The following is a 14,482-nucleotide window of genomic DNA, read 5'->3' as shown; positions in this document are numbered from 1 at the left end:
GGTTACATTCCGAACCCGGAAGCTAAGCCTCACAGCGCCGATGGTACTGCAGGGGGGACCCTGTGGGAGAGTAGGACGCCGCCGAACAATTCTTCCGAAAAGCCCCTTCCCATCCGGGAAGGGGCTTTTTGCGTTACCCTCTGCCAATGCAGAACCTGACCCTGACCTGGCAGTCCGCCGGGGCCGCCGCCATCGGTCTCCACGCGGGCGCGTACGTCGCGGCGAAGGGACGGAAGCCGGCGCTGTCCGCGCTGCTGCGGGAGGCCGGCACGCTGCTGGCGCTGTTCGCGCTCTGGCAGCTGGTCGGGCATCTGTCGGTGATGAGTACGGACCACGCGCTGGACCGGGCGAGCTGGATCCACCACACCGAGCAGGTGATCGGACTGCCGGACGAGGCCTCCTGGCAGAAGGCGGTCACGCCCTACCCGGTGCTGGTGAGGCTGGCGAACTACTACTACGCGGTCATGCACTTCGCGGTGATGCTCGTCGTCCTGCTCTGGGTGTTCGTGCGGCACCGCGAGCGCTACGCGTGGGTGCGCAACACGGTGGTGATCACGACCGCGGTCTGTCTGCTGGTGCAGTTCATCCCGGTGGCGCCGCCGCGGATGCTGCCGGAGAGCGGATTCGTCGACGTGGCCGCCCAGTACGGGCAGTCGGTGTACGGTGGCGCGGTCGGCGGTGTGATGGTGGCCGACCAGCTGTCGGCGATGCCCTCGGTGCACGTCGCCTGGTGCGTGCTGGCGGCGGTCGCGGTGATCCGGGTGTCGGGCAGTTCACTGCGATGGGTGATGGTGCTGCATCCGGTGCTGACGGTGGCGGTGGTCGTGGTGACGGCCAACCACTTCTGGCTGGACGGCATCGTGGCCGTGGCGATCCTCCTCCTCGCCTACTCCGTACTGGCGTTGGCGGCACGCCGACGGGGCCGGGGCTCCGCCGGGACGGCGGTCCGGCCCCGCGGCACCGCCGAGGAGCGGCTGGAGCGGGTCACCTGAGCGGCAGGGCGACCTTCCCCCAGGCACCGTTGCTCAGAGCGGAGGTGGCCCAGTACCAGGCGGCGAGCCCGGAGACGGCCGCGATCCAGCCGGCGGCCTTGCCCAGCCCGCCGTAGCCGCCGAAGGTGGCGACGGCGGAGAGCAGCAGGGAGACCGTCAGCAGGCCGTAGACGACGCGGCTGAGCAGGCCCGCGCCCCAGCTCGCGGCGGTGAGGGTGAGGGCGAGCAGGGCCCAGAGCAGCAGGAAGAGGCCGGCGGCGTTCTTGCCGGCCCCGCCGGCCGCGGACCAGGTCGCCCAGAAGGCGCCGAGGCTGGTGAAGGCGGTTCCGGTGAAGCCCTCGCCGCCGCGGAGCTGCCAGAGGCCCGCGATGAAGAGGGTGACGCCGCCGAGCAGATGGGCGAGGTGGGCCGCGCTCCCGACGCCGGCGCCGTGCAGGACGCCGGTGGAGAGCAGGCCGTAGGCGAGGAGTGTCAGACCGAGCGCGAGGTAGCCGAGGTTACCCGCGTCGGCGCCGGTGGATCGGGCGTTCGTTGCCCCGGTAGCGTCGTTGCTCACCGGAGGCTCCTTTCACTCTGGGCGCGCGCAGGGCGCAGTGACGTCGTGGTGTCGTCAGGAGGAGTGGGGGCGGGTGGAGACGAGCGGATGCGCGCGACCGCGCCGAGGGCGCACGGCGGTGAGCGTGCGCGGGCCGCGGTCGGAGGTGATGGGCCGTCGGACGTGCCGAGCCTGCGGAGAACCCGCTGGTCGCGTCCCCGGCCGGGGGAATTCCCGGTGGGATCGGTCTACCCGACCCGACCCGCTTGTACCATTGTGAATATAACAATTTGTGACTGCGTCAGTGCGGCATGAGCCGCCGGGGTCTCATGCCTTGCGCTGGGTGGGCACCCGCAGGGTCAGGATCGCCATGTCGTCCGACGGCGGCTCCGGGGCGAAGCGCTCGACCGCGCGCTGCACCCGTGCCGCGACCGCGCCGGCGGTCAGGCCGGTGCAGCCGGTGAGTACCTCGGCGAGGCCGTCGTCGCCCAGCATCCGGCGGCCCTCGCGGCGTTCGGTGACCCCGTCGGTGACGCAGAGCAGGACCTCGCCGGGAGCGAGCACCAGGTGTTCGGCGGTGAGGTCGAGGTCGTCCATGACGCCGAGCAGCGGCTGCGGGGTGGCGGCGCGGTCGACCTGGCCGTCGGTGCGCAGCCGCAGCGGCAGCGGGTGGCCGGCGCAGACCAGGGAGAGTTCGGTGCTGCCGTCCGGTCGGGGCGTCAGCTCGCCGTAGAGCAGGGTGAGGAAGCGGCTGCGCGCGCCCTCGTCCAGGATGGCCGCGTTGAGCCGGCGCAGCACCTGCGGGGCGTCCAGGCCCTCGCGGGCGAGCAGCCGCAGCGAGTGCCGGGCCAGGCCGGTGACCGAGGCGGCCTCGGGGCCGGTGCCGCAGACGTCGCCGATGGCGAAGCCGTAGGTGCCCTCGCGGATGGTGAACAGGTCGTAGAAGTCGCCGCCGACCTCGTTGCCCTCGCCGGCCGCCTGGTAGTAGACGTCCACCTCGACGCCGGGGATCTCCGGCAGGTCCGGCGGGAGCAGGCTGCGCTGGAGGGCCTGGCTGGTGGCGGTGCGCTCGGAGTAGAGGCGCGAGTTGTCCAGGGCGAGGGCGGCCCGGCGGGAGAGGTCCTCGGCGAGTTCGAGGATCTCCTGGCGGAACCGGACGCCGGCCGGGACGCCGAGCGCCAGCAGGCCGATCACGCGGTTGCGGGCGGTCAGCGCGAGGACGACGGTCTCGCCGAGCAGACCGGCGAGTTCCGGGCCGTCGGTGAGGCCGCCGGCCTCGGCGGTGTCGGCGGGGGCCGTCCAGAACCGGACGCCGTGGGTGGGGCCGGTCTCCGGGACGGGGGTCTTGTCGAGCAGGTCGCGCAGCGGGTCGATGCGGTCCTCGTCCTCGTGCAGGACGAAGGCGAGCCGGGCCGGGGAGGAGTGGTCGGCGGTGGTGTAGACGGCGCACCAGGAGGCGAGGGTGGGGACGGCCATCTGGGCCATCAGGGCGAGGGTCTGCTCGTGTTCGAGGGTGCCGGCCAGCAGGTCGGAGGCCTCGACCAGGAAGGAGAGCGAGCCGCGGCGGAGCCGTTCGAGCTCGGTCAGCCGGGTGCTCTCGACGGCGAGGGCGACCCGGTCGGCGGCGAACTGGAGGCGCAGCGCGTCCTCGTTGTCGTAGCGGCCCGGCACGGCGGCGGCGATGCCGAGCGAGCCGATCAGCCGGCCCTCGACCTTGAGCGGGACGGTGATCAGGGAGCGCATGCCGCTGTCGGAGAGCAGCGGCAGACCGGTGGGCCGGGTGGAGAGGTCCTCGTGGACGGAGGGCAGCCGGGCGGAGTCGTAGCGGTTACCGGTCCCGACCGGGAAGCGGGCGTGCCGGCGGTGTCCGGAGGTGAGGCCGGTGGCGGCGCGGACCTCGAACTCGGCCTCGTCGTCGGTGGTGAGCAGCAGGTACGCGGCGTCGCCGTCCAGCAGGTCGCGGGCGCGTTCGACGGTGCGCTGGAGAAGGGTGTCGAGGTCGTCGGTGGCGACCGGACCGGCCAGCAGGTCGAGCCGGGGGCCGGCCTGCTCGGGGCGCTCGCCGGGCAGGGCGCGGGCGGGGGAGCGCAGCACCGCTCTGTCGGGTTCGAGGACGAGCAGACAGAGCGTGGACGGGACGCCCTCGGTGTCGCGCAGCCGGACCTGGACGCCGTACACCTCGACCTCGCGGCCGTCCTGGCGGCGGATGCCGTAGCCGCCCTCCCAGCGGGCCATCCGCAGGGTGTCGGTCAGGCCGAGGCCGCGGGCCGGGGGCTGCGGCCAGACCGCGAGGTCGGCCCAGGGGCGGCCGAGGACGGCGGCGGCGGGGTACTGGAAGAGCGCCTCGGCGTCCGGGTTCCAGGCCAGCACCCGGCCGTCGTCGTCGAGTTGGACGACGGCGACGTGTACCGGTCCCGGGCGGCTGGGCAGGTCGCTGCCGGGGGTGGCGGGAACGGCGTAGCGGGTGCCGAGCACGTGTGCGGGCAGGGTGAGGCGGAACCAGACGGTCTTGCGGCCGGCCGCGTACTCGACGCCCCACCGTTCGGCGAGGGCGGAGCACATCAGCAGGCCGCGGCCGCCCTCGCCGTCGGGGTCGGCGTAGCGGTCGGAGTCGGTGACCGGACCGTCGCCGAGCGAGGGCAGGCCGCGCTCGGGGTGGTGGTCGGTGACCTCGATCCGGACGCTCTCCTCCTCGCGCAGGCAGCAGACCTCCGCGGCGGTGCCGGCGTGCACGACGGCGTTGGTGACGAGCTCGCTGACCAGCACGACCGCGTCGTCGACGACCTCGGGCAGGCCCCAGCCGAGCAGCGCGTCCCGGACGAAACCCCGCGCGGCGGCCGCGGACCGGCCGTCGGGGTCGAAGGTGGCGGCTGCGCGCGCGGTGACCACGTTGCCACTTCTCCTCTGCTGCTCTTGCCCTGGCTGTCCGGGGTGCGGCGCCGAATCCCCGTGCGCGCCGTCGGGGTGATCGGCGGCGCTGGGTCGGGTCGTGGCCCGGTGCAGCGCTCCACCCTACTTTCCGCTTGGTTCCCCGTGGGGGCGGGGAGTCGAAACAGGCACCAGAGGGTGATTCTGCCCACCATGTTTCGGACGGTGCGGTACCAACCGAGCGCAACCGGCCGTGCACCCGGTGCCAGTGCTGCCAGACTGGGGGGTCCGCGACGGCCGGTGCGAGCAGTACGGTCGTGTGGGTGCCGGCGCGTCGAGGACCGCCGGTACGCAGCCCAGCCGGGTCGGTGCCCGGGTGCGTGCCGCACCGGCACGGTCGGTCACCGGACAGTTCACGATGTGGGAGGGGCCCGTTGAGTTCGGCCACCAAGGACGCAACCGGAACGACGCCGCCCGCCCCGCGCGGTGGGCGCCCCGGGGCCGTGCCGCGGAACGCGGCCGGCCGTCGGGCGAGCCACAACCGTGGCGCGGAGCCCGCCGAGCTGCGCAAGCTGCTGTCGGCGCTGACCGCGATGAGGGACGGCAACTTCCGCCGCCGGCTGACCGTCCCTGGGGACGGGCCGCTGGCCGAGATCGCGGCCGTGTTCAACGAGGTCGCCGAGCGCAACCAGCACCTGACCGGTGAACTGGCGCGGGTGCGGCGGGCGGTGGGCCGCGAGGGCCGGCTGAACGAGCGGCTGGAGACCGGCGCGGGCGAGGGCGCCTGGATGGCGGCGGTCGACAACTGCAACGCGCTGATCGACGACCTGGCCCGCCCGATGGCCGAGGTGGGCCGGGTGCTCACCTCGATCGCCGAGGGCGACCTGGACCAGAAGATGGAGCTGCGCTCGCTGCACAGCAACGGGGTGAGCCACCCGCTGCGCGGCGAGTACCTGAAGATCGGGCGGACCGTCAACGGGCTGGTGGACCAGCTCTCCGAGTTCACCGACGAGGTGACCCGGGTGGCCCGCGAGGTCGGCACCGAGGGCAAGCTCGGCGGCCAGGCCAAGGTCCGCAGCGTGTCCGGCAGTTGGAAGGACCTGGCGGACTCGGTCAACACCATGGCCGGCCGGCTGACCGCCCAGGTGCGCAACATCGCCCAGGTGACCACGGCGGTGGCCAAGGGCGACCTCTCCCGCAAGGTCACCGTCGAGGTGGCCGGCGAGATGCTGGAGCTGAAGAACACCGTCAACACGATGGTGGACCAGCTGAACGGGTTCGCCGCCCAGGTCACCGCGGTGGCCAGGGACGTGGGGACGGAGGGCCGGCTCGGCGGTCAGGCCCAGGTGCCGGGCGTGGCCGGGGTCTGGCGGGACCTCACCGACTCGGTGAACTTCATGGCCGACAACCTGACCGGCCAGGTGCGCAACATCGCCCAGGTGACCACGGCGGTGGCGCGCGGGGACCTCTCGCAGAAGATCGAGGTCGACGCGCGCGGCGAGATGCTGGAGCTGAAGAACACCGTCAACACGATGGTCGACCAGCTCTCCGGCTTCGCCGAGCAGGTGACCAGGGTGGCCCGCCAGGTGGGCACCGAGGGCCGGCTCGGCGGTCAGGCCCAGGTGCCCTGGGCGGCCGGGGTCTGGCGGGACCTGACCGACAACGTCAACTTCATGGCGAACAACCTCACCGATCAGGTGCGCAACATCGCCCAGGTGACGACCGCGGTCGCGAAGGGCGACCTGTCGCAGAAGATCCAGGTGGACGCGCGCGGGGAGATCCTGGAACTGAAGAACACCATCAACACGATGGTGGACCAGCTGGGCGCCTTCGCGGACGAGGTCACCCGGGTCGCCCGGGACGTCGGCACCGAGGGCATCCTGGGCGGCCAGGCCAGCGTGCCCGGCGTGGCCGGGATCTGGAAGGACCTGACCAACTCCGTCAACCTGATGGCCAACAACCTGACCAGCCAGGTCCGGAACATCGCCGAGGTGACCACCGCGGTGGCCCGCGGCGACGTCTCCAAGAAGATCACTGTCGACGCCCGGGGCGAGATCCTGGAGCTGGTGACCACCGTCAACACCATGGTCGACCAGCTGTCGGCGTTCGCCGACGAGGTGACCAGGGTCGCCCGCGAAGTGGGCACCGAGGGCATCCTGGGCGGCCAGGCCCGGGTGCGCGGGGTGTCGGGCATCTGGAAGGACCTGACCGACAACGTCAACTTCATGGCGTCGAACCTGACCGGACAGGTGCGCAACATCGCCGAGGTCGCCGGTGCGGTGGCCCGCGGTGACCTCTCCAAGAAGATCGCCGTCGACGCGCAGGGCGAGGTGGCGGCGCTCGCCGCGACCCTCAACACCATGGTCGACCAGCTGTCCTCCTTCGCGGTGGAGGTCACCAGGGTGGCCCGCGAGGTCGGCACCGACGGCACCCTGGGCGGCCAGGCGAGCGTGCCGGGCGTGGCCGGGATCTGGAAGGACCTGACCGACAACGTCAACCAGATGGCCAACAACCTCACCGGTCAGGTGCGGAACATCGCGCTGGTGATCACCGCGGTGGCCCGCGGCGACCTCTCGCAGAAGATCGACGTCGACGCGCGCGGCGAGATCCTCCAGCTCAAGACGAACATCAACACCATGGTCGACCAGCTCTCGGCCTTCGCCGACGAGGTCACCCGGGTCGCCCGCGAGGTGGGCACCGACGGACGCCTCGGCGGCCAGGCCCGGGTGCCCGGCGTGGACGGCACCTGGCAGGACCTCACCGAGTCGGTGAACGAGCTGGCCAACAACCTGACCCGGCAGGTGCGCGCGATCGCGCAGGTCGCCACCGCGGTCACCAGGGGTGACCTGAGCCTGCGGATCGACGTGGACGCCGCGGGCGAGCTCGACGAGCTCAAGGACAACATCAACCAGATGATCGCCAACCTGCGCGAGACCACCCGCACCAACCAGGAGCAGGACTGGCTCAAGACCAACCTGGCCAGGATCTCCGGCCTGCTCCAGGGCCGCCGGGACCTGGAGGCGGTCGCCTCGCTGATCATGACCGAGCTGACCCCGGTGGTCTCCGCCCAGCACGGCGCCTTCTTCCTCGCCCAGCCGGCCGGCCGCACCGCCGAGCTGATCACCGAGGACGACGACGAGAACGACACCGTGCTGCGCCTGATCGGCAGCTACGGCTACCAGCGACGGGCGATGCCGACCACCTTCCGGCCCGGCGAGTCGCTGATCGGCCAGGCCGCGGTGGAGAAGCGGGCGATCATCCTCAAGGAGGCGCCGCCCGGGTACCTGAAGATCGCCTCCGGGCTCGGCGAGGCCTCCCCGGCCCACATCGTGGTGCTGCCGGTGCAGTTCGAGGGCCGGCTGCTGGGCGTGATCGAGCTGGCCACCTTCAGCTCCTTCACCACCGTCGCGCTGGACTTCCTGAACCAGATCGCCGACCTGATCGGCGTCACCGTCAACACCATCAGCGTCAACACCAAGACCGAGGGACTGCTGCTGGAGTCCCAGCGACTGACCGCCGAACTCTCGATGCGGTCCGCCGAGTTGGAGGCCCGCCAGGAGGAACTGGAGCGCACCAACGAGGAGTTGCAGGAGAAGGCCGAGCAACTCGCCCAGCAGAACCGCGACATCGAGATCAAGAACGGCGAGATCGAGGAGGCCCGGCAGGTCCTGGAGGAGCGCGCCGAGCAGCTCGCCCTGGCCTCCCGGTACAAGAGCGAGTTCCTCGCCAACATGTCGCACGAGCTGCGCACCCCGCTCAACTCGCTGCTGATCCTGGCCAAGCTGCTCTCCGACAACAACGAGGGCAACCTCTCGCCCAAGCAGGTCGAGTTCGCCGACACCATCCACGGCGCGGGCTCCGACCTGCTCCAACTGATCAACGACATCCTCGACCTGTCCAAGGTCGAGGCCGGCAAGATGGACGTCCGCCCGGCCCGGATCGCCCTGGTCCAGCTGGTCGACTACGTCGAGGCGACCTTCCAGCCGGTCGCGCTGGACAAGAACCTGGACTTCGCCGTCCGGGTCTCGTCGGCCCTGCCGGTCACCCTGCACACCGACGAGCAGCGGCTCCAGCAGGTGCTGCGCAACCTGATCTCCAACGCGGTGAAGTTCACCGACTCCGGAGCCGTCGACTTCTCGATCCGCCCGGCGGGCCGCGAGGTCCCGCAGCACGTGCGCGAGCGGCTGCTGGAGTCCGGCTCGATCAAGGGCCCGGACGACGAGCTGATCGCCTTCTCGGTCTCCGACACCGGCATCGGCATCCCCGGCAACAAGCTGCGGGAGATCTTCGAGGCCTTCAAGCAGGCCGACGGCACCACCAGCCGCAAGTACGGCGGCACCGGCCTCGGGCTGTCCATCAGCCGCGAGATCGCCCGGCTGCTCGGCGGCGAGATCCACGCCGAGAGCGAGCTCGGCAAGGGCTCCACGTTCACGCTCTACCTGCCGCTGCGCACCGAGGCCCCGGAGACCGTCGGCGAGCCGCGCCAGGGCGCGCCGAACGGCCTGACGCCGCGCGCCTCGGTCGGGGTGACCCCGGTGGGCCTGCCGGTGCCGGTCGGCGAGAACCCGGCCGACCACTGGGCCCAGGAGGTCCGCGAACTGGCCGAGGAGCGCCGCCGGGGCGCCCTGGAGCGCCGCCGCAGCGCCGCCCTGGAGAGCGCCGCAGGACCGCGGACGGTCGAGCCCGTACCGCCCCGCCCGGTCGACGGGGGCCGCCGCTTCGACGGCCAGCAGGTGCTGATCGTGGACGACGACGTCCGCAACGTGTTCGCCCTCACCAGCGTGCTGGAGCAGCACGGCCTGACCGTCCTGTACGCGGAGAACGGCCGCGAGGGCATCGAGATGCTGGAGCAGCACGAGAGCGTGGCGCTGGTCCTGATGGACATCATGATGCCGGAGATGGACGGCTACGCGACCACCGAGGCGATCCGCCGGATGCCCCAGTTCGCCGGCCTGCCGATCATCGCGCTGACCGCCAAGGCGATGAAGGGCGACCGGGAGAAGTCGCTGCAGGCGGGCGCCACCGACCACATCACCAAGCCGGTGGAGACCGACCACCTGCTGTCGGTCATGCACGAGTGGCTGAGCGGGAACCGCGCGTGATCGCGAAGGGAGGCGTGAACCCCGGGCCGGGCCCCGGGGTTCACCCCGGCCGGGCGGTCGGTTTGCTGGCGGTCGGGCCCGGGAACCGGGTAGGGTCACCGATCGTTGCGAACAGTGACCGGACGGCGACACGCTGCTGAGCGTGCGCCGGAGCACTGGCAGCGCGCCGCTCCGGATCGGTCACGACGGGGCGATGTGCCGGGCGAGGGGGTGCGGCTAGCATGACCGGGGTAGCGGTGGGCAGTACGCGGGTGCCTGCACCGGGCGGCAGGCAGGCGACAGGAGGGCGAGCCCTGATGCAGAAGGCCAAGATCCTCCTGGTCGACGACCGACCGGAGAACCTGCTGGCGTTGGAGGCGATCCTCTCGGCCCTGGACCAGACACTGGTCCGCGCGGCCTCCGGTGAGGAGGCGCTGAAGGCGCTGCTCACCGACGACTTCGCGGTGATCCTGCTGGACGTCCAGATGCCGGGGATGGACGGCTTCGAGACCGCCGCCCACATCAAGCGCCGGGAGCGCACCCGGGACATCCCGATCATCTTCCTGACCGCGATCAACCACGGCCCGCACCACACCTTCCGCGGCTACGCGGCCGGCGCGGTGGACTACATCTCCAAGCCCTTCGACCCGTGGGTGCTGCGCGCCAAGGTCTCCGTCTTCGTCGACCTGTACGCGAAGAACTGCCAGCTGAAGGAGCAGGCGGCGCTGCTGCGCCTGCAGATGGAGGAAGGCGGCGACGGGCAGGCCCTCGGCGGCGCGCTGCTGGGCGAGCTGTCCGCGCGGCTGGCGGCGGTCGAGGAGCAGGCGGAGGCGCTCGGCAAGCAGCTGGACGGCGGCGAGGACGCCGGGGTGGCCGCCACCGCCGCGCACCTGGAGCGCAAGCTCGCGGGGCTGCGCCGGGCCCTGGACGCGATGCGCCCGGGCAGTTCCTGATCCCTGCCGCCGGTTCACCCGTCCGGGTGGTCGTGATGCGGCGACCGGGTGAATCCCGGTCAGGGTGACGGTGTGTCTGCGACACGTCCGGGCGCCCGGGCTCGAGCACATGTGCACTGGTCGCCCGCCCCGGTAGGCTGCTGACCCATGGCCACTCGCACGCCCGGGAACGCAGCACGTAAGACGAGTCCGGGACCGTCCAAGAAGGCCGCGGCGAAGGCACCGGGCAAGCCGCCCGCGAAGAAGGCGGCGGCGAAGAAGGCGGCTCCCGCGAAGCGGACGGCGGCCAGGTCGGCCCCGCCCGCCCCGAAGCCGTCCAGGTCGGTGCTGATGGGCGCGCTCAACGCGCTGGGCAGCCCGATCGCCGCGATCTTCCGGGGCTTCGGCGACGGTGCCAAGAACCTGCACCCGGACCACCGCAAGGACGGCGTGGGCCTGCTGCTGTTCGCGCTCGCGCTGGTGACCGCGGCCGGCACCTGGTTCACCCCGCAGGGCTGGCTGGGCGAGGGGGCCACCGCCGTGGTGTCCGGGCTGTTCGGCCGGCTCGACGTGCTGGTGCCGTTCCTGCTGGCCGCGATGGCGATCCGGCTCTGGCGCCATCCGGAGCTGCCGGAGGCCAACGGACGGATCATGATCGGGCTGAGCGCGCTGCTGGTCGGCGTCCTCGGCCTGGTCCACATCGGCTGCGGCGCGCCCATGATGGGCAGCGGCGCCTCCCGGATACGGGCGGCCGGCGGGATCATCGGCTGGGCCGCGTCCACCCCGATGATGGCCGCCGCCGGGCCGGCGCTCGCGGTGCCGCTGCTCCTGCTGCTGGCGTTCTTCGGCCTGCTGGTGGTCACCGCCACGCCGATCAACCGGATCGGCGAGCGGGTGCGGGGGATCGGCATACGGCTCGGCGTGGTCGAGCCCAGGCCCGAGGACGAGCTGCACTGGGGGCGCACGCCGGAGCGCGAGCCGTCCACCGACCCGCCGGAGGACGCCGACCCCGACGCGCTGCCGTTCACCGTGGACACGGACGCCGACGACCCCTCGGACGAGGTGGCCGCTCGCCGTCGCCGCCGGCGGCGCAAGCAGACCGAGGAACCGGAGGACGCCGAGCGGATCTCCCTGGACAAGGAGCCGCTGGACCCGTACGCCACCCGCGACCTCGCCGCCGGCGCGGCCGCCGACCTGGACGGCGCGCTGGTCTACGGCGTGCCCGCCTCCTCCGCGGTGGCGGACATGATGCACCAGGTGCAGGACCGCACCGCCCCGCCGGAGGAGCCCGCCGTCCCGGCCGCCCGCAGCGGTGGCCCGGCCGCGCCCGAGGAGCACGGCGCGGCGCCGGTGCGGATGGAGCAGCTCCAGCTCGGCGAGGGCATCACCTACGCCCTGCCCTCGCTGGACCTGCTGGAGCGCGGCGGCCCGGCCAAGGCCCGCAGCGCCCTCAACGACGAGGTGGTCGCCCAGCTCACCGGCACCTTCTCCGAGTTCAAGGTGGACGCCAAGGTCACCGGCTTCACCCGGGGCCCGACGGTCACCCGCTACGAGGTCGAGCTCGGCCCGGCCGTCAAGGTGGAGCGGATCACCGCGCTCGCCAAGAACATCGCGTACGCGGTGGCCAGCCCGGACGTGCGGATCATCAGCCCGATCCCGGGCAAGTCCGCGGTCGGCATCGAGATCCCCAACCGGGACCGCGAGATGGTCAACCTCGGCGACCTGCTGCGCTCGCGCACGGCCGCCGAGGACACCCACCCGATGGTCGTCGGCATGGGCAAGGACGTCGAGGGCCACACGGTGATGGCCAACCTCGCCAAGATGCCGCACATCCTGGTGGCCGGCGCGACCGGTGCGGGCAAGTCGTCCTGCATCAACTGCCTGATCACCTCGATCCTCGCCCGGGCCACCCCGGACGAGGTGCGGATGGTGCTGGTCGACCCCAAGCGGGTCGAGCTGACCGCGTACGAGGGCATCCCGCACCTGATCACGCCGATCATCACCAACCCCAAGAAGGCCGCCGAGGCCCTCCAGTGGGTGGTGCGCGAGATGGACATGCGCTACGACGACCTCGCGGCGTTCGGCTTCCGGCACGTGGACGACTTCAACGCGGCGGTGCGGGCCGGCAAGGTCACTCCGCCGCTGGGCAGCGAGCGCGAGCTGACGCCGTACCCGTACCTGCTGGTGATCGTCGACGAGCTGGCCGACCTGATGATGGTCGCGCCGCGCGACGTCGAGGACTCGGTGGTCCGGATCACCCAGCTGGCCCGCGCGGCCGGCATCCACCTGGTGCTCGCCACCCAGCGGCCCTCGGTGGACGTGGTCACCGGCCTGATCAAGGCCAACGTGCCGTCCCGGCTGGCCTTCGCGACCTCCGCGATGGCCGACTCCCGGGTCATCCTGGACCAGCCCGGTGCGGAGAAGCTGATCGGCAAGGGCGACGCGCTCTTCCTGCCGATGGGCGCGAGCAAGCCGATCCGCATGCAGGGCGCGTTTGTCACCGAGGCGGAGATCGCCAGGGTGGTGCAGCACTGCAAGGACCAGCTGACCGCCGTCTACCGGGACGACGTGACGGTCGGGGGCGGGCCGAAGAAGGAGATCGACGAGGAGATCGGCGACGACCTGGACCTGCTGATCCAGGCGGCCGAGCTGGTGGTCTCCACCCAGTTCGGCTCGACCTCGATGCTCCAGCGCAAGCTCCGGGTCGGCTTCGCCAAGGCCGGCCGGCTGATGGACCTGATGGAGTCGCGCGGCATCGTCGGCCCGAGCGAGGGCTCCAAGGCCCGCGACGTGCTGGTCAAGCCGGACGAGCTGGACGGGGTGCTGATCACCCTTCGGGGTTGACGGGCCGGGCCGTGCGGGGCCAGGCCCGTGTCCTGACCCAGGTGTCACTCGTTCGGAGGAGGGTAGGCGCCGTGAGGGGAACCGAACGTCCGTACGTCGCGTCACACGGCGGAAAGCGGACGCCGGGTTCCCCGCGCGGCTCCGCTGACGGCTCGTCAGCGGGGTGTCGGACCCCGGTCGGATCGGGCGCGCGCATTCGGGCCCGTTCCGCTTGAGCAACGATCCGCCCACGCCCCTAGACTGTTCCCCAGCAGGTGGCCATCCGCTCGAAAGGCGTGCCCCGTGACCATCGGCAAGTCCCCCGACCGCGAGAACGCCACGTCGTCCGTCGAGCCGACCGACGACGCGGTGCAGGCGGCCGATGCCCCGAGCATCGGCCGGGTGCTGTCCACCGCCCGGATCGACGCGGGGCTCACGGTGGACCAGGTGAGTACCGCCACCCGGGTGCGGGTGCCGATCGTCCATGCCATCGAGGGGGACGACTTCGCCCGCTGCGGCGGCGACTTCTACGCCCGCGGGAACATCCGGCTGATCGCCCGGGTGGTCGGCCTGGACGGCGAGGAACTGGTCGCCCGGTACGACGCCGCGCACGGCGGCTCGCCCGCCGCCAAGCGACCGTCGACCCAGCTGATCGACAGCGGCCCGATCAGGGTGCCCCGCCGCGGCCGGCCGAACTGGGCGGCCGCCATGGTCGCCGCGATCGTCGCCGTGGTCGCGCTGATCGGCTTCAACCTGGTCAGCGGCAAGGGCGGGCACGGCACCACCGGCTCGGCCAGCGCGCCGCTGCCCAGCGGCTCCGGGACCGGCTCGCTGGCCCCCGCGACCACGCCCGCCGTCCAGCCGCCGGCGCCCGCGCCGAGCGCCGCCGCGATCGCCGCCGTCCCGGCCGACAAGGTCACCGTGAAGCTGGTCGCCGAGGGCACCAGCTGGGTCTCGGCGATGGACGGCAACGGCAAGTCGCTGTTCCAGAACAACATCAGCAACGGCCAGGACCAGACCTTCACCGACCCCAAGCAGATCAAGCTGGTGCTCGGCAACGGCGGGGCCGTGCACGCGTACGTCAACGGGAAGGACCTCGGCCTCCTCGGCAAGGACGGGCAGGTGGTGCACGTCACGTACACCCCCGGAGACCCGCAGGCGGGCTGACCACAGGGGTCGGAACGCCCACTGATGATCAGCTGATCCGAGGCGCGCGGCCTCCGGGGCGAACGGCACCGGAGCCCGCGCGTT

Annotated in this window: 7 protein-coding genes and 1 rRNA gene; 6 read left to right on the top strand and 2 right to left on the bottom strand. The window is 72.2% G+C overall.

Going from position 1 to position 14,482, the window contains the following annotated elements; translation table 11 throughout:
* Both rrf and ACIQ87_RS28060 read left to right on the top strand, forming a co-directional pair.
* Positions 1-87, top strand: a 5S ribosomal RNA gene (rrf, locus tag ACIQ87_RS28065); the annotation flags it as partial.
* A 59-nt stretch (positions 88-146) separates the two neighbouring features.
* Positions 147-992, top strand: coding sequence for a phosphatase PAP2 family protein (locus tag ACIQ87_RS28060; protein WP_402411594.1), 846 nt, complete (start codon positions 147-149; stop codon positions 990-992).
* On the opposite strand, the gene ACIQ87_RS28055 is transcribed toward ACIQ87_RS28060, so the two are convergent.
* Together ACIQ87_RS28055 and ACIQ87_RS28050 are read right to left on the bottom strand one after the other, a co-directional pair.
* Positions 985-1,548, bottom strand: a complete 564-nt coding sequence (locus tag ACIQ87_RS28055; RefSeq protein ID WP_402411591.1) for a GPR1/FUN34/YaaH family transporter — start codon at positions 1,546-1,548, stop codon at positions 985-987. The genes ACIQ87_RS28060 and ACIQ87_RS28055 overlap by 8 nt on opposite strands.
* A gap of 306 nt (positions 1,549-1,854) precedes the next feature.
* Entirely contained in the window at positions 1,855-4,416 is a 2,562-nt protein-coding gene (locus tag ACIQ87_RS28050) for a SpoIIE family protein phosphatase (protein WP_402411589.1), read from the bottom strand.
* Between the two features lie 482 nt (positions 4,417-4,898).
* On the opposite strand from ACIQ87_RS28050, the gene ACIQ87_RS28045 reads away from it, so the two are divergent.
* The 4 genes from ACIQ87_RS28045 (at position 4,899) to ACIQ87_RS28030 (ending at position 14,398) form a co-directional block, all read left to right on the top strand.
* Positions 4,899-9,497: a HAMP domain-containing protein gene (locus tag ACIQ87_RS28045; protein WP_402411610.1), complete on the top strand. Its 4,599-nt coding sequence runs from the start codon at positions 4,899-4,901 to the stop codon at positions 9,495-9,497.
* A 293-nt stretch (positions 9,498-9,790) separates the two neighbouring features.
* Entirely contained in the window at positions 9,791-10,429 is a 639-nt protein-coding gene (locus tag ACIQ87_RS28040) for a two-component system response regulator (protein ID WP_402411607.1), read from the top strand.
* A gap of 147 nt (positions 10,430-10,576) precedes the next feature.
* The gene (locus tag ACIQ87_RS28035) at positions 10,577-13,252 is read left to right on the top strand and encodes a DNA translocase FtsK (RefSeq protein ID WP_402411587.1); all 2,676 of its coding nucleotides are present in this window, start codon (positions 10,577-10,579) and stop codon (positions 13,250-13,252) included.
* A 282-nt stretch (positions 13,253-13,534) separates the two neighbouring features.
* The gene (locus ACIQ87_RS28030) at positions 13,535-14,398 is read left to right on the top strand and encodes a helix-turn-helix domain-containing protein (protein ID WP_402411584.1); all 864 of its coding nucleotides are present in this window, start codon (positions 13,535-13,537) and stop codon (positions 14,396-14,398) included.
* Positions 14,399-14,482 lie beyond the last annotated feature (84 nt).

Source organism: Kitasatospora sp. NPDC096204 (assembly GCF_044763205.1).
GTDB lineage: Bacteria > Actinomycetota > Actinomycetes > Streptomycetales > Streptomycetaceae > Kitasatospora.
The sequence above is the reverse complement of the archived record's forward strand: the minus strand, read 5'-3'. Positions and strand labels throughout refer to the sequence as shown.